Raw genomic sequence first — 24,174 nt, forward strand, 5'->3', positions numbered from 1 at the left:
TACGTAAAAAAGAGATAAGACTTTCGCCTTATCTCTTATCAATATATTTTATTGTTCTTTTTTATCAGCTTTTTCTGCTTTTGGTAAAAGTACTTTTCTAGATAAATTAACTCTTCCTTTTTCATCTATTTCAGTAACTTTAACTTCTACTTCATCTCCGATGTTTAATACATCTTCAACTTTAGCAACTCTTTCATGTGCTATGTGTGATATGTGAAGTAATCCTTCTTTACCTGGAAGTATTTCAACAAATGCTCCAAATGCCATTATTCTAGTTACTTTACCTTTGTATGTTTGTCCTACTTCAGCTTCAGCAACTATATCATTTATTCTCTTTTGAGCAAGAGCTATCATATCTGGATCTACTCCACCTATGAATACTTCTCCATCTTGTTCTATATCTATCTTAACACCAGTTTCATCTATTATCTTAGTTATTACCTTACCACCTGGTCCTATAACGTCTCTTATCTTGTCTGGGTTAATTCTCATTGTTATTATCTTAGGTGCATATCTAGATAATTCTGGCTTAGGTTCAGATATTGTTTTTCTCATTTCGTTTAATATGTGAATTCTACCAGTCTTAGCTTGAGTTAATGCATCTCTTAATACTTGTTCATCTATACCAGCTATTTTTATATCCATTTGTATAGCTGTTATACCATTTTCAGTACCAGCAACTTTGAAGTCCATATCTCCTAAGTGGTCTTCCATACCTTGGATATCTGATAATACTGCTACTTTATCATCATGCTTTATAAGACCCATCGCTATACCTGCAACCATATCTTTTAAAGGTACACCTGCATCTAATAATGATAATGTTGATCCACAAACACTCCCTTGAGAAGTTGATCCATTTGAACTTAATACTTCAGAAACTACTCTTATTGCATAAGGGAAGTCTTCTTTTGAAGGTATTACTGGAAGTAATGCTCTCTCAGCTAAAGCACCATGTCCTATTTCTCTTCTTCCTGGTCCTCTTGATGGTCTAGCTTCACCAACAGAGTATGCTGGGAAGTTGTAATGATGCATATATCTCTTACTTTCTTCTTCATCAAGTCCATCTAATATTTGAACATCACCTAAAGCTCCAAGTGTTGCTATAGACATTACTTGAGTTTGACCTCTTGTAAATAATCCAGAACCATGAGCTCTTGGTATAAATCCATTGTCACACCATATTGGTCTTATTTCATCTGGCTTTCTGTTATCTGGTCTTACATTTTCATGTACAATTAACTTTCTAACTTCTTCTTTTATTATTGCATGAAGAGTTTCTTCTATATCCATACCGAACTCTTCTAAAGAATCTTCAAAATGAGCAAATGTAGCTTCTTTAACTGCATCCATTTTTTCCATTCTTTCAAGCTTTTCTATCGTTTTTACTGCTTCTTTCATTTTGTCAGTAGCAAATTCACGAACAGCTTTTTCTACTTCTTCATCTATTTTATGTAGCTCAACTTGTATTTTTTCTTTTCCAACTTCAGCTACTATCGTTTCTATAAATTCTACAACTTTCTTTATTTCTTCGTGTGCAAATAAGATTGCTTCAAGCATTAATGCATCAGGTATTTCTTCTGCTCCTGCTTCAACCATCATTATAGCATCTTTAGTTCCAGATACTACTAGATGTAGAGTACTCTTTTCTCTTTGCTCTGCAGTTGGATTTACAACGAATGCTCCATCAACTAAACCTACTAATACAGAACCTGTAGGACCATTGAAAGGTATATCAGATATAGATAATGCTACTGATGAACCTATCATAGCAACTATGTCAGGAGTACAATCTTGATCTACAGATAATACTGTAGCAACAACTTGTACATCATTTCTGAATCCTTTTGGGAATAAAGGTCTTATAGGTCTATCTATAAGTCTTGATGTAAGTACCGCTTTCTCTGAAGGCTTCCCTTCTCTTTTTAAGAATCCACCTGGTATTTTACCAACTGAGTATAACTTTTCTTCATAATCAACACTTAGAGGGAAGAAATCTATTCCATCTCTTGGTTTTGCTGACTTAGAAGTATTTACCATAACCATAGTTTCACCATATGTTAATATAGCACTACCGCTAGCTAACTCAGCTATTTTTCCTATTTCAACAGAAAGCTCTCTTCCTGCTAAATCCATCTTGAATATTTTATGTTCAAACATTAATGCTTGTACCTCCTCTTATATAAAACCACGTTATTTATCCTATGTACTATCTTATCAAAAATACTATAATTTAACAACATAAAAGAATTTAACACATAAAAATGTATTCTTTATCTTTTAGTACATTTGCTTTAATATATTATTGACTTTTTAGTACATATTTAGTCATTACTATTTAGAGCAACTTATGGCAAGTATATCCGGTCCTGTATGAGAACATATTACTGATCCACCTCTAGTATACAGAATTCTTCTTGCTTTTAATTTTTTATTTACTTCATCTTTTAATTTTTCAAAGTCACTTAAATTATCCCCATATCCTATTGTTATTATTTTATCTTCTACATTATTGTCATTCATTTCTAAAATAATATCCACTAATTTAGAAGCTACGTGTTTTGCTCCTCTTACTTTAGCTACCACTTCTGCTTCTGCATTATTGAAATAGAATATAGGCTTAATACTTAACATATTACCTATAATTGCTGTTGCCACAGGTACTCTACCGCTTTTCTTTAAGTATTCTAAGCTTCCAGGTACAAATAATAACCTTACGCTATCTTTTATATCCTCAAGACCTTTTACAACCTCTTCTAGGTTTAAGTTTTGTTCAATAAGTTCTGATGCCTTTATTACATATTGCCCACTGCCTAAAGATAAATTCATAGTATCAAATATATGTATTCTATCATTAGCTTCCATATCATTTTTGGCTATTGTAGCACTTTGAAATGTTCCAGAGGATTTAGATGCACCAGTTATACATAGTATGTCAAAACCTTCTTCTATATATTTATCAAAAACTTCTTTAAATTGTATATATGTAACTTGTGAAGTTTTTGGTAAGTCATCACTTTCTCTTAACATTTTATAATATTCTTCATTAGTTAGGTCTACATTATCTTTATATTCTTTTCCATTAAAAATAATTGTAAGCGGAACTATTTCAACATATTCTTTGTCTTCTATCTCCTTAGGAATATCACATAGACTATCGCATATTAGCTTTATTTTCATTGTATCAACCTCCCATTAGATAAACTTTCTATATATTTTTATGCAATTCCTCTTATTTATTTCATTTTATTGATTTTTATGTACAAAAATTCACTTTACTTGAGCCATTACGTCTGCCAACTACTTCAACATCCCGTTGCTCAAGTTGAAAGCGGTGTGGATTATAACTTATGATAATATGAATTTACTAATATTCCAATAATTTTATTATAATCAAAAAAGCAGGTATCTAGTATACCTGCTTTAAAAAGAAAATATAATTACTTTCTTAATCCTAACTTAGCTATTAACGCTCTGTATCCTTCTAAGTCTTTTTCCTTTAAGTAACCTAATAAGTTTCTTCTTTGACCAACCATCTTTAATAATCCTCTTCTTGAGTGGTGATCTTTCTTGTGGATCTTTAAGTGTCCGTTTAATTCGTTTATTCTAGCTGTTAATAAAGCTATTTGAACTTCTGGAGAACCAGTATCTCCTTCTTTTCTTCCAAACTCTTTGATTATTTCAGTTTTGTTCATAGTGTTATACCTCCATTATTTTTTAAATCCCCTATTACTAAGCATTGATTGGAGTATTCGAATGCCGAGTAATGGTTAATTACTTGATATATAATATCATACTTTATGATTTTTTGCAAACATACTTTTCATATACAAATTTTGTATCTTTTTTTAGCTGATTTTTTAATTCATCAAGGGAATTAAATTTCTTTTCTTCTCTTATTCGCTCTAAAAATTCAACTTTAACTATTCTTCCATATATATCTTCATCAAAGTCTAGTATGTGAGTTTCTACTGATAACTTATCACCATTTACAGTGGGATTAAATCCAATGTTAGTTGCTCCATAGTATTCTTCACTTCCAATATATACTTTGGTTGCATATATACCTCTTCTAGGAACAAGTGCATCCTCATCAATTAGTATATTAGCAGTAGGGAAACCTATTGTTCTTCCTATTTTTCTTGAATGTATTACAGGCCCCTCTATCATATAGTTATATCCTAGATACTCCTTAACCTTAGATACACTACCTTGTGATACTAAGTTTCTAATATATGTGCTGCTTACTCTAATATTATTTATTTTTACAGGTTTTACTATTTCTACACTAAAGCCATATTTTTTAGAAAGTACTTCCAAAACATTAGAGTTACCTTCTTTATTTCTAGCAAAGGTAAAATCATGACCTATTATTATTTTTTTAGCACCAAGTTTATCTACTAATATTTCTTTAACAAAATCTTTTGCAGATATTCTTGTCATATATTCATCAAAAGGTATACTTATCATTATATCAACATCTAAGTCTTTTATTCTTTTTGATTTTTCTTTATTGCTTATTAATTTTTTTATAAAGTTATGTCTAAAAAAATTAACTGGGTGATTTTCAAAAGTAAAAACTATGCTATTAATATTATTATCTTTAGCATATTTCACAGCCTTTTTTACAAGAACTTGATGGCCATTGTGTAAACCATCAAAATTTCCTATAGTAATAACACTTTCTTCTATTTTCTCTATTTCGCTTATAGATTTTATAGTCTTCATCTTATGTTCCCCACTACAATTATAATTTATATTACACGAAAATTAGTATTTTCATTTTATATAAATAGTTTATCACTTTTTAGGCTTAGCGTGTTGTCACGTTTTAATAATTTTCCTACACCTAAAAATTTGTCATCACTATAAACTCTAACAAATTCACAACAAGATTTTTCATTTTCTATCTTAAATCTTCTATCATCTATTACTCCACCATTGCAATAATATTTCATTGCACTTGGGTTTAGATTAACTTTTTCAAAATTATGAAGTACATAATCTATATCATATAAATGATCATTAAGGTTATTATTTTTGTGAAGCTCTTCTAATTCTTCAAGTGTTATAGCATTTTGTAGATTAAATCTTCCAGATGATGTTCTAAGTAAGAAAGACATATGACCACCACAACCTAGGATTTTTCCTATATCGTAGCATATACTTCTTACATAAGTTCCCTTAGAACACTCAACTAAAAACATTACTTTATTTTCATTTATACTAAGTATTTTAAGTTCTTTTATGTTTACTCTTCTTGATTTTACAACTATTTCATCAGCTTTACCACTTCTAACTAAATCGCACATTCTCTTTCCATTTACTTTAAGTGCAGAATAGATAGGAGGTAACTGGTCAATTTCTCCACGTTGAGATTCAAAAGCTTTTTCAATTTTTTCTTTGCTTATATTAAAATCATCAACTCTCTCAATTATTTCTCCTGATGAATCATAAGTATCAGTTGTAATACCTAATGTTAACTCACATATATATGACTTATCCTTATTAAGAATAAGCTCACTAACTTTTGTCGCTTTTCCTACACATATAGGTAATACCCCTGACGCATCTGGGTCAAGGGTACCTGTATGTCCAACTTTTTTTATATTTAATATTTTTCTAACTCTACTTACAACATCATGTGATGTCATTCCTGTAGGCTTCAATATGTTTATAATTTTGTTCATAACTTATCACCTTAAATTGATTTTAAAACTGCTTCTAATACCATCTTTTTAGCGTTTTCTATAGTATCATTTATAGTACATCCAGAAGCTCTAACATGTCCTCCACCACCAAAAGATTTGGCAATTTCACTAACATCAACATAATTTTTTGATCTTAAGCTTATCTTAATCTCATTTTCCTTTTTTTCTTTAAGTAGTATACCTACTTCAACACCTTTAATATCTCTAGTATAAGATGTTATACCATCAACATCATTAAAGCTTATTAAGTTATCTTTAAGCATCTCTTTAGTTATCATTATACTTGCTACATTTTCATTAACTATATCTAAAGTATTTAGCGCTTCACCTAATAATTTATAATAATTGTATGGATTGCTTTGGAATACATTTTGAATTACATCATTTCTTTTAGCTCCTGCAAGCATTAATTCCTTAGCCATTTCAAAGCTACTTGGATGAGTATTTGAATATGAGAAGTTACCAGTATCTGTAACTAATCCAGTATATAAAGCTGTGGCAACCTTTTCATCAATAACATTGTTATTAAATCTTTCGTTGTATCTAACTAAATAATTATATACTAGCTCACAAGTTGAAGACGCATCACTATCTATATAGTTAATGTCACCGTATGCATCATTACTTGCATGGTGATCTATACATATTACAGTTTTTGCATTGTCTTTTATTTCATCACTTACACAGATTCTAGGTCTATCCCCACAATCAAGTGCAATTATTGTATAATCTTCCATATTAAAATCGCTAGACTTTATTATATTTACATCTTCTGTTAAAAATCTTAGGTTAAGTGGTAAGTTATCATCTAATACATAACAAACTTCTTTTCCTAGTTTTTGTAAGTAGTAGTACATAGAAAGAGTGGAACCTATGTTATCTCCATCAGGACTAACATGGGAAGTAACTACAAAGTAGTTACCTCCATTTATATAATCTATAATATTATCAATATTATTAATCATTATCTGTTTCCTCGTTAACTTCAGACTCATCATTAGATACGCCTTCATTAACTTTTCTTATAAGATCAGACATGTACATTCCATTTTTTATAGAATCATCTACTTTGAAGATTATTTGTGGAGTATGTCTTAACTTAACATTTCTACTAACTTCTCTTCTAATGTAGTTTACAGCACTTCTTAACCCTACTAATGTAGATTCTTCATCTCCACCTAATATACTAACGTAAACATATGCATAGCTTAAGTCATTTGTAACTTCAACATCAGTTACGCTTACCATAGATGTTATTCTAGGATCTTTTATTCCACTTATTAACATTGTACTAACAACTTTTCTTATTTCTTCTGCTATTCTTCTTGTTCTATTATATGATGCCATTAATTATCGACCTCTTTATATCTATTTTAATTTTCTTTCTATTTCTTTAGTTATATAAGCTTCTACTATATCGCCTTCTTTTAAGTCGTTATAGTTAACGAAAGTCATACCACATTCGTATCCATGGTTAACTTCTTTAACATCATCTTTGAATCTCTTAAGAGCAGCTAATTGACCTTCATGTATTATGAATCCGTCTCTAACTATTCTTACTTTAGATCCTCTGAATATCTTACCAGTAGTTACATAACATCCAGCTATTGTACCTACTCCAGATAACTTAAATATTTCTCTTACTTCAGCTTTACCAGTATCTTCATCTCTGTATTCAGGATCAAGCATTCCTGTCATAGCAGCTTGAACATCTTCTATAGCCTTGTATATTATTGTGTAACTTCTTACATCAACTTTTTCTTTTTGTCCCATTAATTCAGCACCTGGAACTGGTCTTACGTTGAATCCTATTATTATAGCATTTGAAGCAGCAGCAAGCATAACGTCAGATTCAGTTATAGCTCCAACTCCACCATGTATAACTCTAACAGCAACTTCTTCATTAGATAATTTTTCTAAAGATTGCTTAACAGCTTGAACAGAACCTTGAACGTCTGCTTTTATTACTATGTTTAATTCTTTAACTTCAGCGTTACTCATTTGACTGAAGAAATCATCTAGAGACATTCTTTGGTTAGATTTTAACATTTCTTCTCTAGCCATTTGAGTTCTCTTTTCAGCTACGTTTCTAGCTATCTTGTCAGTTTGAACTGCAACGAATTGATCTCCACCTTGTGGAACTTCAGATAAACCTAATATTTCTACAGCTGTAGAAGGTCCTGCAGTCTTAACTCTCTTACCTTTAGAGTTTATCATTGCTCTTACTTTACCTGATGCAACACCACATACTATTGGATCTCCAACGTTTAATGTTCCACCTTGTACAAGTACTGTAGCAACTGGTCCTCTACCTTTATCAAGTTCTGCTTCTATAACTGTACCAACAGCTCTCTTGTTAGGGTTTGCTTTTAATTCTTCTACTTCAGAAACTAAAAGAACCATTTCTAGTAATGTATCTATTCCTTCATTTTTAAGAGCTGATACTGGAACTGCTATAACATCTCCACCCCAGTCTTCAACTAATAATCCTTGTTCAGATAATTCTTGCTTAACTCTATCTGGGTTAGCACTTGGCTTATCTATTTTGTTTATAGCAACTATCATAGGTACTCCAGCAGCTTTAGCATGGTTTATTGCTTCTATAGTTTGAGGCATTATACCATCATCAGCAGCAACAACTAATATAGCTATATCAGTTACTTGTGCTCCTCTAGCTCTCATAGATGTGAAAGCCTCATGTCCTGGTGTATCTAAGAATACTATCTTTTGTCCGTTTACAGATACTTCAGACGCACCTATATGTTGAGTTATTCCACCTGCTTCACTTGTAGTAACTCTTGTTGATCTTATAGCATCAAGTAAAGATGTTTTACCGTGGTCAACGTGTCCCATTACAGTAACTACTGGTGGTCTTGGCATTAAGTCTTCATCTCTATCTTCTTCTATTTCCATTAAAGCATCTATTGCTTCTTTTTCTTCTTCGTCATTAGCTCCACCTACAACTAAATCAAATCCATATTCTTTAGTTAAAAGTGATGCTATTTCAAAGCTTATTTCTTGGTTTATAGTAGCCATAGTTCCCATTTTCATAAGCTTCATTATTACTTCAGAAGCACTTTTTTCTAAACTATTAGCTAATTCTTGAACTGTTAATTTTCCTTCTATTCTTATAGTTGGACCATCGTTAGATGCTGCAACTTCTCCTGATAATATTTCTAATACTAATTCTACTTCTTCTGCTTCTAACTCAGATTTTTCGTTATCTGCAGCTATTTCTAATTCCTTTAATTTTTCAAGTAAATCCTTACTTGACATTCCTAATTCTTCAGCTATTTGGTATACTCTTGTTTTTGACACAAGATCACCCCCTATTATATTTTTGGTAATTCTATTAATTCGATTAACTTCTTAGCAAAGGCGTTGTCTTTTATACCAAGAACTGCTCTTGGCGACTTCCCTATTGCTAATCCGATTTGTAATTTTGTAGAAAAATACACTTGTGGTATATTTCTATGTGATGACTTATCTTTAAAAAGTTTTTTAGTATTTTCTGATGCATCTTCTGCAACTATTACTAATTTAACTTTGTCTCTTCTCATTTCTAATAAGGTAGAATCATCGCCTGAAACTATTTTTCCTGCACGCATTGCAAGACCAATAAATGAATATATCTTTTCGTCATTATTTTTCATATGCTTCTAACTCCGCAAGTAATTTTTCATATACCTCATTAGATACTTCTACTTTAAAAGCTTTATTTAAAGCCTTAGTTTTTATAGCTTTCTTTAAACATTCAGAACTTTTGCATATGTATGCGCCTCTTCCGTTTGCTTTTCCAGATGGATCTAAGAATATTTCACCGTCTTTATTCTTAACGATTCTTATAAATTCTTTTTTAGATTCTCTATCCTGACAAGCTATACATTTTCTTTGAGGTACCTTCTTTATTTTTTGCAAAGATATCCCTCCCTATTCTTGTTCTTGATTTGCTTGAGACTCACTCTTTATATCTATCTTCCAGTTAGTAAGTTTAGCTGCAAGTCTTGCATTTTGTCCTTCTTTACCTATCGCTAATGATAATTGGTAATCAGGTACAACTACTAAAGCAGATTTTTCTTCTTCATTAACATCTACTCTAACAACTTTTGATGGACTTAATGATGCAGATATAAATTCTGCTGGATCATCACTATGCTTTATTATATCTATTTTTTCATCGCCTAGTTCATCAACAATGTTCTTAACTCTAGAACCTTTAGGTCCAACACAAGCTCCTATTGGATCAATCTTATCGTCTATTGATCTAACAGCCATTTTAGTTCTTGAACCAGCTTCTCTAGCTACAGATTTAACTTGAACTATTCCTTCAAATATTTCAGGAACTTCAAATTCAAATAATCTCTTAACTAAACCTGGATGACTTCTAGAAACAACTATTTGAGGTCCTTTATTAGTTTTCTTCACTTCTAATATATAAACCTTTATTTTTTGACCAGCTTTGTAGTGTTCTCCTGGTATTTGCTCAGTTTGAGTCATTACAGCTTCTATTCTACCAAGATTTACATATACTATGTTTTTGTTTACTCTAGCTACTTCTCCTGTAACTATTTCATTTTCTTTTTCTATGAACTCTTTATATACTATTTCTCTTTCAGCTTCTCTTATTCTTTGAACAACAACTTGCTTAGCAGTTTGAGCAGCTATTCTTCCAAAGTCTTTAGGTGTAACTTCATTTTCTATTATATCTCCTAGTTCATAGTTAGCATTTATTTCTCTAGCATCAGCTAATTCTATTTCTAAGAATGTATCGTATAAATCTGACTCATCAACTACTACTCTTTGAGAGAATACTTTTATATCTCCCTTTTCTTTGTCGAACTCAACTCTAACATTTTGAGCTGCTCCAAAGTTTTTCTTGTAAGCAGTTAAAAGTGCTTGCTCTATTGTATCTATTAGTATATCTTTGTCTATGCCTCTGTCCTTTTCTAATTCGTCCAGCGCTTCTATAAATTCGTGATTCATCTTTCTTTCCTCCCTGGTAATGTTACACCTAAAACTTTATAGCAAGTCTAACTAATGCTACTTCTTTTTTGTTAAACTCAACTTCATTATCATCTATTATCACTTTTATATTATTATCTTCAGTTAATCCAACTAACTCCCCTTCGAACTGCTTTGATCCGTTCATTGGTTTATATAATTTTATTTCAACATCTCTTCCTGCATATCTTACGAAGTCTTTATCTTTCTTTAATGGTCTATCTAGTCCTGGTGAAGATACTTCTAAGAAATAATTATCCTTTATTGGATCTTTTACATCTAATACTTCACTTAAAGCTCTACTTACTTCTTCACAGTCATTTAAAGATATTCCACCTTCTTTGTCTATGTATACTCTTAAGTAGTATTCACCAGCTTCTTTAACGTATTCAACGTCTACAATTTCAAAGTTACGAGGGTTTGTAATTTCTAAAACCATTTCTTCTATTGTAGCTTCTATACTCTTTTTCATTTTTATTACCTCCTATTCAGTTGTCATTTTAGTATTTAAAACAAAAGAGTGAGCACGTCGGTCTCACTCTTAGTTTCTGCAAAATATACTATTTTATATACTATAATACCATATATTACTTTGCGTTGCAAATTTTTTAATATTTACATCTTTTTATAGTATTAAGTATAATATTAATTTTCTTTGTATTTAGCTTTAGATATCATCTGAGTCATAGTTCCCATTGGACAATATACACACCAAGAACGAGGCTTAAATAAAAGCATTGTTATTATTCCAAGAACTGTTGATGTTACCATTAAGCTAAAGAATCCAAAGGCAAATTGAGCTACCCAAGGACTTACCATACTTACATCCACCCAGTTCCACGGCATTTTGAAGGTCCATAACAAGGTTAATACTTCTTTTAAATCATTAGTCCCTTTAAATACTAAGTATGTGTTAAATGCCATATTTAAAAACATAGTTAAGAAAAATACTAAAAATCCATATCTAAAAGTCTTACTTCTTAAAAACTTAGGTATATCTCTGTATCTTGATAATTTCATCTTATTACCCATTATATCTAATAATTGCCCTCTACCGCAGTAATTATTACAGTAGCTCTTTCCTTTTCCACTAACAGACATTATTAATGGTATTAAAAAACATAACATTCCTATCCATGCAAATAATATATTAAACATTCCTAAAAATAAATATAGCGCTGATAATATCCACATATAATCTTTAAATGTTTTTTTATTTTTCTTTTTCATATTACTTAGCCACCTCCACTTTTTGTATTTCTATTACAGAAGCTGGACAAACTTTTGCGCACTTTCCACATCCAACACATTTATCTGTATTAATTTTTGCAAATACCCCTTGTTCAATACTTATTAGATTTAGGGGGCACATCTTCACACAACTCCCACATGCTACACACTCATTTATGTTTACAATTGCTTTTTTCTTTAACATTTATTATTCCTCCCTCATTACTTTTATTTATTAATAATATTTATTTCGTTTCTATATAATATATTTTTTGCCATAAGTATTCTGTAACTAAGTCACAAAACTTACACAAGTTTCCACAATAAAAATCGCAATATACAAAACCTATTTAAGGTGTGTATATTGCGATTTGTAGTTCATCATATTTAAAATAACTCAAGAAATCTATATTTCAAAATTGAGTTTATTTTACCTTATTTAATAAATAATTCATATAAAATATTAACATAAGATAAGCTCCTAAAATAAAACTAAATACATTTAAATGAGAATATACCAATAAACAATATCTATCAAGAGGAGTGAGTGTAATAGCCAATCCCACTGAAATTATAAAACCAACTATTGAGGTAATTAGTATTTGTTTATTGTTATAATGTTTCATTAACTCTGTATAAAAAGAAGTAGCAATTATCCATAAAAATAATAATATAAATGCATGAGAACTACGTTCTAGAATTCTACCCTGTAGTTCTGTTGCAAATAAAACACTGAAAAAAACAATCGCTATTATTGATAGAAAAACATCAAGTTTCAATGTGACTTTTTTATATCTTTCAATTTGCTCAATACCTTTTACTTTGGTTTTTAAAACAATAAATAGAATTCCTAATAAAATAATTAACGTAATACAAAACAAATTTCTATACCTTCATTAAGTAAAATCGTTTTATTTTAAATCCCTCTAACTTATATTCTTTCGTAAGAGTAACTTCCACTAGCTGAATTCCTATTTATCTATATTATATCAAAAGCATCATTACTTCGCATTATCTAACAATTGCGTCCTAATTAATATAATATAACGCCAAACTATCTTGCGATTTTAATTGTGATTTAACATGTTATTTTAAGAATTGAACCTCATAGATAAACCCGTTAATGTAAGATAGATTTCTTTTTAATTAATTTTAACTTATTTATTTTTTATGTATTCATTTATTTCATCAAGTGTAGCATATGAACCTATAGCACCTTTTTTTGTTGTACTATAAGCTGCGTAATTATTTGAGAATAACAAATACCTCTCCATAGTTTCATTGTCTATTTTATCTAAATCTTCTATACCTATATTATTACTTAATAAGCTATATAAAAATGCACCTATAAATGAATCCCCAGCACCAGTAGTATCTACTACCTGTACTACATTTCCAGGTATTTTAACAAAGCTATCCTTAGTATAAGCTTCTGCACCATCCTTCCCTTTAGTGAATAATACTAGCTTAACATTACCTTTAAATAATACTTCTTTTGCATCTTCAATATTATCAAAGCCAGTTATAAACTCTAGCTCCTCATCAGAAATCTTGACTATATGTGAATATGGTAAAAACTCAAGTATTGCTTCTCTACATGACTCTTCACTATCCCATAGAGGTAATCTTACATTTGGGTCAAAACTTATTATACTATTATTTTCTAATGCATATTTTATAGCCTTTTTATGTGCTCTTTTCATTGGACATTCTATTAAATCCACAGAACAGAAATGTAGGCTATGACAATTATCAAACCACTCTTTTTTTATATCATTATCTTCAAGTAACATATCCGCACTTGGATTTCTATAAAATGAGAAATCACGATTTCCATCTTCCTTTAATGATACAAAAGCTAATCCAGTATTTGCTTTATCACTTCTTAAAACATATTCAGTATTAACATTAGCTTCTTTTAAAACATCTATTATATAATCTCCAAAAGCATCCTTACCTAATTGAGAAATAAAATTAGCCTTTCCACCAAGCTTTGCTACTACAGCACTAACATTCGCTGGCGCTCCACCTGCTACCCTTTCAAATCCTGCTACTTCTTTTAAAGAACATCCCTTTTGATTTGGTATAAAATCAATTAAAGCTTCTCCTATACTAATAACTTTTTTCATGTGTATAACCACCCTCTATATATTTATCACTTTAGTTTTCGCTATTATATCGTGAATTGCTTTTCCATCTTCTCTTACATTTACCATATAGTTAGAAATAATTGCAAGTATTACTCCTACTATAGGTATAATATATATCATTTTGCACATTTCTCTAACTAATATATTAAATATTGATGGGTTATCATAATCATCTTTAACTATTTTCATTCCCATCATATACTTTCCAAAATGATATCCTTTAAATAATATAGGAGCTAATATTATATATATTGTAAATATTAAACTACCTATACTTAATGAAGCTTCTGTACTCTTTCCTATATTAATAAAAATCCCAACTAGTAGCGCATATATTATCATATTGTCTATTATTAATGCCAATGCTCTAGATATTATTTTAGTCTTCAATAGTGAAAGCCTCCATTTCATAAATTGTTAATTTTCCAGATAAGTTTTGACCATCTATTTTTAATCCATTTTGATCTTTTTTTGGATAAAATCTAGTAGTAAATACTTCTTCTCCATCATTAATAAATATCTCAATAGATGAAGTATCAGTAAGAATTCTAAGATTCTTTAAATCTTTAACTACAGCACTTCTAATATCTCTTCCATATCCACCATCTATAAAGTAAAGACTAAATAACTCATTTTCCCTACTATAATTTATAGTAGCACAGTCTTTTATTGTAATATTAATATTTTCACAAGTTTTTATATCCATAACCATATCAAAAGTATCATAAGCTTCATTGTATGATTTAGAAGTTAATTCTTCATTTATAGATTTTCTTCTTAATTCTTCTATTTCTTTTATAGGACTTTGTAATACCTTTTTATCTTTAATACTAAGTTCTCTTGGTACTGTTAATCCATGTTGCCACCCATAGTGTGTAGTTGGGTTAGAATATAAGTCTTTTACATCAGGCAGTCCCATCCAACCTATTAATATTCTTCTTCCTTTTGAATCTTCAAAGGTTTGAGGTGCGTAAAAATCAAATCCTCTATCTATTTCTTCAAAATCATTTAAAGTATAATTATCACTTTTATAATCTCCATCCAAAACATAATATCCACTTTGATATATATTGTTATATTTGATACCCTCTTTTTCTATACCTTGTGGAGATATTAATAATATAGTCTTATCTTCTAACTTTATTAAATCTGGGCACTCCCACATATAACCAAACTTTTCTTTACTTTTTATAGTGTTTATAACCTTCCAATTTATCATATCATCACTTTCAAAAACTAAAACCTGCCCTACATCGTCCTTACTTCTAGCTCCTTGCACCATATAAAACTTATTGTCTTCCTCCCAAACCCTAGGGTCTCTAACATGGCAAGTCAAATTATCAGGATAATCTTTATTAGTCATTATTAGCTTTTTATCATTAAAAGTCTTTCCATCTTCACTAACTAAAAGAACAGTATTATGCTCTCTTCCAGAATTTATATAATCATAGTCTCCTATGTTTTTTACGTTTCCAGTATAAAATATATTCATTTTTCCATCATGAACTAAAGTTGAACCTGAATATGCACCATGACAATCATATGGTTGATCTGCTAAAACATCAGCTCCTTTGTTTTCCCAGTTTATAAAATCCTTACTACTATAGTGTCCCCATAGCTTCACTCCTCCATTTTCATCAAAGGGTGAGTATTGATAAAACACGTGATATTTTCCATTAAATTCACAAAGCCCATTAGGGTCATTTAACCATCCAACTGTAGGCATCAAGTGGAATTTCATTCTCCAGTAATCACTGTTAACTCTTTCTTTTTCATTTCTTTCTATTATATTAACCAACCTTCTTAGGTCTCTATTTAAAGCGTTCATGTATTTCCTCCAAATTTTGCCTCTACTTATCTTAAATGTATAATAAGGTGCCAACATAATAACATCGACACCTTTTTATTTTAATTATTTTGATTCATCCCATCCTAATAATAGTGTTACTCCAAAAGCAACTCCTACTGATATCGCAAACATTATTATATAGTTTATTGGATTGTGTAAATGTAGTAATATACCAAATATTCCTGTAACACCAGTTCCTGTAGCTCCAAGACCTACTATTGAAGCATAAAGACCACCTGCTGCACCTCCTAGGGCTGCTGCTATAAATGGCTTCATAAATCTTAAGTTTATACCAAATATTGCAGGCTCAGTTATTCCAAGCATAGCACTAAGTGCTGCTGGATATGCTAGTGCCTTTATTTTACTATCCTTAGATTTAAATCCTACTGCTAAAGCTGCTCCACCTTGAGCTATATTTGCAGCAGATGCTATTGGTAACCAATAAGTGTAACCTGTTTGAGCTATTTGCCCTATATCTATTATTGAATACATATGATGTATACCAGTAACTACTGTTGATGCATATATACCACCTATAATAAATCCACCTATACCAAATGGTAATTGTACTATTTGTTGAACTCCTGTTAATAAAGAGTTTTCTAAGAAAACAAATACTGGTCCTACTATAGTAAGAGTAATATATCCTGTTGTGAACAGTGTAACTAATGGAGTTACAAATAAATCTAGCATTTCAGGAACAATTTTATGAAGCTTATTTTCTATAAAACTCATAATATATGCTGCTATTACTATAGGTATAATATGTCCTTGATAACCAACTAGCGGTATATCATATAAGCCAAACCATACAGGCTGACTATTTAAAACACCTTCTGATGCAACAGTCCATGCATTTTGTAAATCTGGATGTATCATTACCATTGCTATTACTGCACCTAAGAATTGATTTCCACCAAAAACTTTTGCACTACTAAATCCTATAAGTATTGGTAGGAAAATATATGCTGCGTTACTAAACATTTGCAAGAATACATACCATGATGCACTAGTATTTATTGCTAAGTATCCATTGTTAACACAGAAGTTTATCGATTCTGTAAGTCCCATCATAAGACCTCCAGCCACTATAGCTGGTATTATAGGTACGAAAACATCTCCTAAAGTCTTTATTATCTTTTTAAATTTATTATCATTAGCACTTGCTGCCTTCTTTAAATCATCTTTACTTACTTCAGTTTGACCCGTTAATTTTAAAAGTTCTGCGTGTATTTTGTTAACAGCTCCAGTACCACATATTATTTGAAGTTGACCAGAAGCAAAGAACACTCCTTTTACACCTTCAATACTTTCTAATTCTTTTTTGTTTACGATGTCATTTGATTTTATAACTAGCCTAAGTCTTGTTGCACAGTGTGCTGCTGATACAATATTTTCACTTCCCCCAATTTCATTTAAAATTTGTTGGGCTACTTTCTTATAATCCATAATTACTCCTCCTCACCTTATATCATGGTATCGATACCATACGTTATAAAAAAATCTAATCATAGTTCTAAACTATACTTTTTACTTATTTTGTAAATAAACCTATAAATACATAGTTTTGTTTTATATTATGTATAAATATTTTTGTGGTATCGGTATCATATTTAAACTCATTATACATTATTTTTTTCAATCCGTAAACATTTTCCTAATTAAAAAAAGTAAATAAAATAGGAAAGTATTTATTTATATACTTTCCCTTTTAATAATTTCATATCCTAATTTTATCTTTACTTCCTTCTTATCTTCATTCTTTACTTTATCAATCATCACTTTAGCAGCTTCTATTCCACTTGTTTTGTAATAATAGTGAACTGTACTAAGTTTTGGAGTTACAACTCTAGATAATTTTGAATCTCCTATAGATACTACCCCTATTTCTTTAGGTATATCTATATTATTTTCTTTAAGATAATCCATAGCCCCCATAGCCATATTGTCTGTTGCACATAATATAACATCCATATCAATTTTCTTAGATACTAATTCTTTACAAGCTTCATAACCAGATTGAGTTGAAAAATCCCCAATTGCTATTTTTTCATTATCTATATCCATATTGCAGTCAGTAAGAGCCTTTAGATATCCTTTTTTTCTCTCAAGACCTACTGCTATATCCTCTTCACTAACACCTATATATCCAATGTTTTTATAATTATTGTCTATTAACATTTTTATTAAATCATATGTAGCTCCATAATCATCATGATATACACAAGAATATCTTTCTATATTTTGTCCAACTATTACTATTGGCACTTTTATATTTTTCATTATATCCAAATGCTTTTGTGTTATTATTGTTGCTACAAAAATTATTCCATCTACTTCGTTATTCTTAAATATATTTAAATATTCTATTTCCTTTTCTATATTCAAATCAGTATTTCCAAGCAATACATTATATCCATGCTTAGATATTTCACCACTTATGCCATCTACTATTCTACTTATAGTTTCAGAACTTATTTTAGGAAGTATAACACCTATTAAATTAGTCTTTTTTGTTCTAAGTGTTTGTGCATAAGAAGATGGTACATATCCCGTTTCTTCTATTACCTTTTGTATTTTTTTAGTGTTTTCTACACTGACATATCCATCATTTAAATATCTAGATACAGTAGACTTTGAAACACCTGCCAACTCCGCAATCTTACTTATATTCATTAAATCACCCTATTTTATAATCTAAATCACAACGTATTTATGATTTTATACAAATCTAATACTAGTTATTCTTTAGTCATTTTCTTCAATTTTCTTTAGTATATCATATAACATTTTTACTATCTAGGTTATAAAACCAAATAAAAATCATGAAGCAATATACTAAGCCAAAATAATTTGACTAATCTTTTACATCACTTCATGATTAATATGTTTAAATTTATTTATGTTTATTTATATATTATTAAAATCTTTTTATATCTTGTTTACATCTTATTTAGAATAAAGATAATTGATTTTCATCACTCATCCCATTTAGAGAACCATGGTTTGTAAGTGTTTCAATAACAGTTTTAGAAATCTTAGTTCTCTTTCTTAACTCTTCCTTCGAAATAAATTCACCATTATCTCTTTCTTTTTGAATATTTATTGCCGCATTTTCTCCAACACCTTGTAGGGCAATCATTGGAGGAAGTAATAGGCCTTTTCCTGGAACTTGGAAAGTTGTTGCATCTGATTTATATATATCTACTGGAAGTATTTTAATACCTCTAGCATACATCTCAAGTGCAACTTCAAGAACTGTTAGCATATTCTTTTCTTTTGTTGTTGCATCATTTCCCAAACTTTCTATTTCATTTATTTTACCCTTTATTGCTGGTAGACCCTTAACAATTAAGTCTGCATCAAAGTCTTCTGCTTTTGTTGTAAAATAGGTTGCATAGAAAGCTTCTGGATGATGAACTTTACAATAAGCAAGTCTAAAGGACATCATAACATAAGCAACTGCATGGGCTTTAGGGAACATGTACTTTATCTTTTGACATGAACCTATATACCACTCAGGAACATCATTTGCATGCATTTCTTCAATATGTTCTGGCTTTAGTCCTTTACCTTTTCTTACGTTTTCCATTATTGTAAAGGCATTTTTAGGTTTTAGTCCTTTGAATATTAAGTAGTTCATTATATCGTCACGGGTAGATATAACCTCGTCTATCCCAACTATTTCATCTCTAACTAAATCTTGAGCATTATTTAACCAAACGTCGGTACCATGAGAAAGTCCAGATATACGAACAAGAGCTGCAAATGTTGTTGGCTTTGTATCAAGTAACATTTGTCTAACGAACTTTGTTCCAAACTCTGGTATTGCAAGAGAACCTATAGGACAATTTATTTCTTCAGGTGTTACACCTAAAGCATCTGTTGATGTAAATAAAGACATTGTCTCTGGGTCATCTAGCGGTATATCTGTCGCTATTATTCCTGTAAGGTCTTCAAGCATCCTTATCATGGTCGGGGCATCGTGGCCAAGTATATCAAGTTTTAGTATTCTACCACTTATTGAGTGGTAGTCAAAGTGTGTTGTTATAACTCCACAAGTAGTATCATTGGCTGGATACTGTATAGGAGTAAAGTCATATACATCTTTATAATGTGGAACAACCATAACACCACCTGGATGCTGTCCTGAAGTTCTTTTTACACCAGTACATCCATTGGCAAGTCTTAGTGCCTCTGCACTAGGAACATTAATATTATTTTCTTCTATATATTTTCTAGCATAACCAAAGGCTGTCTTTTCAGCAACAGTACCTATAGTTCCTGCTCTATAAACGTATCCTTCTCCGAAAAGTTCTTCAGTATATTTGTGTATTGTAGGCTGATAATCTCCAGAGAAGTTAAGATCTATATCTGGTTCCTTATCCCCTTCAAATCCAAGGAAAACTTCAAAAGGTATATCGTGTCCATCTTTTCTCAGTGGCTTACCACACTTTGGACAATCTTTATCTGGTAAATCCACTCCAGAACCATATTCCCCTATTTCAAAGAAGTATGAGTACTTACACTCTGGATCATCACAAATATAATGGGCTGGAAGAGGATTAACCTCTGTTATATCACTCATGGTAGCTGCAAAAGATGATCCAACTGACCCTCTCGAACCAACTAGATATCCATCCCTTAATGATTTTGTAACCAGCTTTTGAGAGATTATATACATCACGGCATATCCATTACCTATGATAGAGTTTAGCTCTCTATCAAGTCTATTAATAACAACCTCAGGTATTGGATCACCATAAATTCTTTTAGCTTTTTCATAACACATTTCTCTTAGCTCAACATCAGATCCTTCAATTACAGGAGGATATGTGTCATCAGGTATTGGCTTAATACTTTCTACCATATCAGCAATCTTATTAGTATTTTCAACTACAACTTCATAAGCAAGCTCTTCACCTAAATATCTAAATTCCTCAAGCATTTCATCTGTAGTTCTAAAGTGTAGGTAAGTTTCTTCTTCATCTACCTTAAAGCCTTGAGAATACTTTAGTACCTTTCTAAGTACAGCTTCGTGCTTATCTAAAAAGTGTACATCTCCTGTAGCCACAGGAATTTTATCAAACTTTTTAGCAACTTCTATTAATTTTCTATTTAAATCTCTTAGTTCTTCTATATCTTTTACTTCGCCTTTTTCAATCATAAACTTATTGTTTTCAACTGGCATTACTTCTATATAGTCATACATCTCAATGACTTTAGCCATTTCTTCATCACTTACATTTTTCTTAACAGCTTGGAATACTGTTCCTGCCTCACAAGCAGAGCCAATTATAAGCCCTTCTCTATGTTCATTTAATACACTTTTTAATATTCTAGGCGCTCTGAAAAAATGATTTACATGAGCATCAGATACTATTTTGTATAGATTTTTAAGTCCTGTATAATCTTTTGCAATTAGTGTTATATGATTAGTAGCTAGTTTTTTATAATCTATTTTACCTAAAACAGTATTTACATCTTCTAATGTTTTAGCACCCATATTAGTAAGCATCTCTAAGAACTTATTAAATATATGAGCAGTTGCTTCAGCATCATCTACTGCTCTATGGTGATTTAGTAGTGGTATTCCTAAAGCTTTAGCAACAACATTTAATCTATGTCTCTTTAGATCAGGTAATAATACCCTTGCAAGCTTTAGTGTATCTATACTTTTACTGTTGTATTCTAGTCCTTGTTCTCTACATTTTTGTGATATAAATCCTGTATCAAACTCAGCATTATGAGCTACAAGTACACTATCTCCAACAAAATCCATAAACCTTGGTAAAACCTCTTCTATAGTAGGCTTATCCTTAACCATATCATTAGTTATACCTGTAAGTTCTTGTATTTTGTACGATATATCTTTCTCTGGATTTATTAATTCACTAAATCTCTCTACCACCTTAAAGTTTTCTATTTTAACTGCACCAATCTCAGTTATCTTATCATTTGTATTTGAAAAACCTGTTGTCTCTATATCAAATACTACAAAGGACTGAGAAAGTTCTTTATCATTTGGATCATCAATCATAAGAGCATCATCATCTACTAAGTATCCTTCTACTCCATAAAGAATTTTGATACCATTAGCTTTTCCAGCATGCATTGCATCAGGGAAGGCCTGAACTATACCATGATCAGTAATTGCTATTGCTTTATGTCCCCATTTTGCAGCACGTTCTACAAGTTTTTTTACAGAACATATAGCATCCATTGATGACATTTGAGTATGAGCATGTAACTCTACCCTTTTATTTACAGCATTATCTTTACGTTCAAGCTTAGATTCTTTTCTTATTCCACTTACTGTCATAGTTATTTCTCTTTGGTAAGTATCGTAAATTACATCTCCCTTTATCTTTAAGTAAGCTCCTTTTTTAACTTCATCTAATACCTTGTCCTTATTTAAGTCGTTTAGGAATAGTTTACAGTTAATAGAACTTGTGTAATCTGTAATAGATGCAATTAATAATATCTTTCCATTTTTTAATTCTTTAGTTTCTACTTCAAAAACTTCTCCAACAATTCCTATAGTTCCTGAAGATGCGCTTAGTTTGTTAACTGGCTCAATAAGTACATTTACATTTTCACCATATATTAGATTTTCATCTACTTCTGGTTTTATTACATAGCCTGTTTCCTCTTCTTCACTTGGAGTATTACTTTTATTAAACTCTAATTCTCTTATTCTTTCTTCTATTTCTTTATCATTTTTCTTAATCAATCTCTCTACATTTACCTTTTCATCTACTGCTCTTTCAATAACAATATCAAGGTCTAAACCAACTTCCTCGGCCAATACAGTTTTTAGAACATGTATTATATTTTTGTTCATTAATCTTTCATAAAACAATCCTTTAGGAAGCTTTATCTTAAGCTCATCATCTAAGCATAAATACTCAACTTGTTTTTTCCAGCCATCTATTGATGGACAAAGGCTTTTTAAGATATATATAATATTTATCCAATATCTTTTTATAATATCTTTATTTGATTTTCTATCTAAACCTGTGTATCTAATTTTCATCTTTATATCTTTGAAATAACTTAAATTTTCTTTAAGCTCTTCTTTTAATCTATCTAATAGTTCATAAGACACAATGTCCTTAGAAGTCAGGTAAAAATATACTATCTTATCTTCTTTAAAATAAACTACTTTATTTATATAAACATCTTTTAACTGCTTGGTTAAGACGTTATTATTAATCTCAAGTTTATCTAAGTACTCTTTTACATTTTCCATAAAATCACCTTCCTTAGACTAAATATTATATCATAGCTATATTTATAATGATTAAATAATTTTTTGGAATAAATTAATATTCATTATTTAAATTGGATTAGCTACAAATCTTGTTTTTTTTAATATTATATATAAATACTATACTCTTTAAATATAAGGCGGTGTTAATGTGGCTAATTCTATACAATCTAAATTCTCCAAGATACTTATCTTTTATAATGACCTTGGAGAAAAGAAACTACTTAAAACTTCACTTAAAGATCTTAGTATAGATAAAAAGGTTCGTTTATTCTATTCCAAGAATAAACATATACCTATCTGTGCACTGCCTAGGCTAAGATTTGTATTAGCCTCTAAGCAAGGATTTGTATCCTTTTGTTATAACTTTTTCGCTTATATAGATTCTACTTCAACTACTAATAATATTACCATCTCCTCATCAAATATAAAATCTATTGCTAAATTTGTTATATCTCATGAGGTGGGTCATATCCTAGACCCTACCATATACGATGCAAAAACCAGCTATGGAGATATATTATCCAAACTAATTGATAAACTTATTGAATATGATATAGATATTAATGATAGTAACTTACACAAAATGAATCTTCCAGTAGACTTAGAAGAATGTGTTATGGATCTAAAAAGGAACTTAATTGACAGGGAGTCAAAAGCTTGGGACATAGCAAAAACTATTGTAGTAATAGAAAATTCAAAGGAAGAATATCTATTCAATAAAATACGTGAATACGCTCTAGCTACTTATAACTATGGAAACCTTAAAAATATAGTTAAGGAGCACAATATTGATGTATTATTCAAATACAAAAGATACTTATCTTAAAATATTTTATACAATCTTTTTAATACAATAAAATGGCTATATATTTAATATATATAGCCATTTTTTTATGTTTTAATCTCATAAATAAAACATCCTTAATATAATTTACTTACTGATGTATATTTTACTTGCTG

22 protein-coding genes are annotated in these 24,174 nt (G+C 30.2%); 1 reads left to right on the plus strand and 21 read right to left on the minus strand.

Annotated elements, in window-relative coordinates; genetic code table 11:
- Positions 1–48: 48 nt before the first annotated feature.
- The 21 genes from ACI48P_RS02120 to ACI48P_RS02220 form a co-directional block, all read right to left on the minus strand.
- The gene (locus ACI48P_RS02120; protein ID WP_475212999.1) at positions 49–2,160 is read right to left on the minus strand and encodes a polyribonucleotide nucleotidyltransferase; all 2,112 of its coding nucleotides are present in this window, start codon (positions 2,158–2,160) and stop codon (positions 49–51) included.
- 174 nt (positions 2,161–2,334) lie between these two features.
- Positions 2,335–3,180: a DegV family protein gene (locus ACI48P_RS02125; RefSeq protein WP_475213001.1), complete on the minus strand. Its 846-nt coding sequence runs from the start codon at positions 3,178–3,180 to the stop codon at positions 2,335–2,337.
- 260 nt (positions 3,181–3,440) lie between these two features.
- Positions 3,441–3,695: a 30S ribosomal protein S15 gene (gene rpsO, locus ACI48P_RS02130; protein WP_475213003.1), complete on the minus strand. Its 255-nt coding sequence runs from the start codon at positions 3,693–3,695 to the stop codon at positions 3,441–3,443.
- Between the two features lie 103 nt (positions 3,696–3,798).
- A complete protein-coding gene (locus ACI48P_RS02135; RefSeq protein ID WP_475213005.1) occupies positions 3,799–4,728 on the minus strand; it encodes a bifunctional riboflavin kinase/FAD synthetase in 930 nt (309 codons plus the stop codon).
- Between the two features lie 56 nt (positions 4,729–4,784).
- Entirely contained in the window at positions 4,785–5,690 is a 906-nt protein-coding gene (gene truB / locus ACI48P_RS02140) for a tRNA pseudouridine(55) synthase TruB (protein WP_475213007.1), read from the minus strand.
- Positions 5,691–5,701: 11 nt separating this feature from the next.
- Complete coding sequence (locus ACI48P_RS02145) at positions 5,702–6,676, minus strand: DHH family phosphoesterase (protein ID WP_475213009.1); 975 nt, start codon at positions 6,674–6,676, stop codon at positions 5,702–5,704.
- On the minus strand, positions 6,669–7,058 hold the full coding sequence (rbfA, locus tag ACI48P_RS02150) for a 30S ribosome-binding factor RbfA (RefSeq protein ID WP_475213011.1): 390 nt from the start codon (positions 7,056–7,058) through the stop codon (positions 6,669–6,671). Before rbfA ends, ACI48P_RS02145 begins: the two co-directional genes overlap by 8 nt.
- 21 nt (positions 7,059–7,079) lie before the next feature.
- Positions 7,080–9,029, minus strand: a complete 1,950-nt coding sequence (gene infB, locus ACI48P_RS02155) for a translation initiation factor IF-2 (protein ID WP_475213013.1) — start codon at positions 9,027–9,029, stop codon at positions 7,080–7,082.
- A gap of 14 nt (positions 9,030–9,043) precedes the next feature.
- Complete coding sequence (locus tag ACI48P_RS02160; RefSeq protein ID WP_475213016.1) at positions 9,044–9,364, minus strand: L7Ae/L30e/S12e/Gadd45 family ribosomal protein; 321 nt, start codon at positions 9,362–9,364, stop codon at positions 9,044–9,046.
- The gene (rnpM, locus tag ACI48P_RS02165; RefSeq protein WP_475213018.1) at positions 9,354–9,629 is read right to left on the minus strand and encodes an RNase P modulator RnpM; all 276 of its coding nucleotides are present in this window, start codon (positions 9,627–9,629) and stop codon (positions 9,354–9,356) included. The genes ACI48P_RS02160 and rnpM overlap by 11 nt, the downstream gene beginning before the upstream one ends.
- A gap of 12 nt (positions 9,630–9,641) precedes the next feature.
- The gene (nusA, locus tag ACI48P_RS02170; RefSeq protein ID WP_475213021.1) at positions 9,642–10,694 is read right to left on the minus strand and encodes a transcription termination factor NusA; all 1,053 of its coding nucleotides are present in this window, start codon (positions 10,692–10,694) and stop codon (positions 9,642–9,644) included.
- A gap of 28 nt (positions 10,695–10,722) precedes the next feature.
- Positions 10,723–11,184 carry a ribosome maturation factor RimP gene (gene rimP / locus ACI48P_RS02175; protein WP_475213025.1) on the minus strand — a complete coding sequence of 154 codons (462 nt, stop codon included), beginning with the start codon at positions 11,182–11,184 and terminating at the stop codon, positions 10,723–10,725.
- Between the two features lie 173 nt (positions 11,185–11,357).
- The gene (locus ACI48P_RS02180) at positions 11,358–11,942 is read right to left on the minus strand and encodes a 4Fe-4S binding protein (protein WP_475213027.1); all 585 of its coding nucleotides are present in this window, start codon (positions 11,940–11,942) and stop codon (positions 11,358–11,360) included.
- Position 11,943: 1 nt separating this feature from the next.
- The gene (locus tag ACI48P_RS02185; RefSeq protein WP_475213029.1) at positions 11,944–12,147 is read right to left on the minus strand and encodes a DUF362 domain-containing protein; all 204 of its coding nucleotides are present in this window, start codon (positions 12,145–12,147) and stop codon (positions 11,944–11,946) included.
- 220 nt (positions 12,148–12,367) lie between these two features.
- Positions 12,368–12,823, minus strand: coding sequence for a hypothetical protein (locus ACI48P_RS02190; protein ID WP_475213031.1), 456 nt, complete (start codon positions 12,821–12,823; stop codon positions 12,368–12,370).
- A gap of 276 nt (positions 12,824–13,099) precedes the next feature.
- Positions 13,100–14,071 carry a carbohydrate kinase family protein gene (locus ACI48P_RS02195; RefSeq protein WP_475213033.1) on the minus strand — a complete coding sequence of 324 codons (972 nt, stop codon included), beginning with the start codon at positions 14,069–14,071 and terminating at the stop codon, positions 13,100–13,102.
- Positions 14,072–14,086: 15 nt separating this feature from the next.
- Entirely contained in the window at positions 14,087–14,482 is a 396-nt protein-coding gene (locus ACI48P_RS02200; protein WP_475213034.1) for an RDD family protein, read from the minus strand.
- The gene (locus ACI48P_RS02205) at positions 14,472–15,920 is read right to left on the minus strand and encodes a glycoside hydrolase family 32 protein (protein WP_475213036.1); all 1,449 of its coding nucleotides are present in this window, start codon (positions 15,918–15,920) and stop codon (positions 14,472–14,474) included. Before ACI48P_RS02205 ends, ACI48P_RS02200 begins: the two co-directional genes overlap by 11 nt.
- An 84-nt stretch (positions 15,921–16,004) precedes the next feature.
- Positions 16,005–17,390: a PTS transporter subunit EIIC gene (locus ACI48P_RS02210; RefSeq protein WP_475213038.1), complete on the minus strand. Its 1,386-nt coding sequence runs from the start codon at positions 17,388–17,390 to the stop codon at positions 16,005–16,007.
- A gap of 246 nt (positions 17,391–17,636) precedes the next feature.
- Positions 17,637–18,617 (minus strand): LacI family DNA-binding transcriptional regulator, encoded by a 981-nt coding sequence (locus ACI48P_RS02215; RefSeq protein ID WP_475213040.1) that lies wholly within the window; start codon positions 18,615–18,617, stop codon positions 17,637–17,639.
- Between the two features lie 277 nt (positions 18,618–18,894).
- Positions 18,895–23,193 carry a PolC-type DNA polymerase III gene (locus ACI48P_RS02220; RefSeq protein WP_475213042.1) on the minus strand — a complete coding sequence of 1,433 codons (4,299 nt, stop codon included), beginning with the start codon at positions 23,191–23,193 and terminating at the stop codon, positions 18,895–18,897.
- 169 nt (positions 23,194–23,362) lie between these two features.
- On the opposite strand from ACI48P_RS02220, the gene ACI48P_RS02225 reads away from it, so the two are divergent.
- Positions 23,363–24,040 carry a hypothetical protein gene (locus ACI48P_RS02225; protein WP_475213044.1) on the plus strand — a complete coding sequence of 226 codons (678 nt, stop codon included), beginning with the start codon at positions 23,363–23,365 and terminating at the stop codon, positions 24,038–24,040.
- Positions 24,041–24,174: the final 134 nt, after the last annotated feature.

The organism is Romboutsia sp. LXY-2, assembly GCF_056171995.1.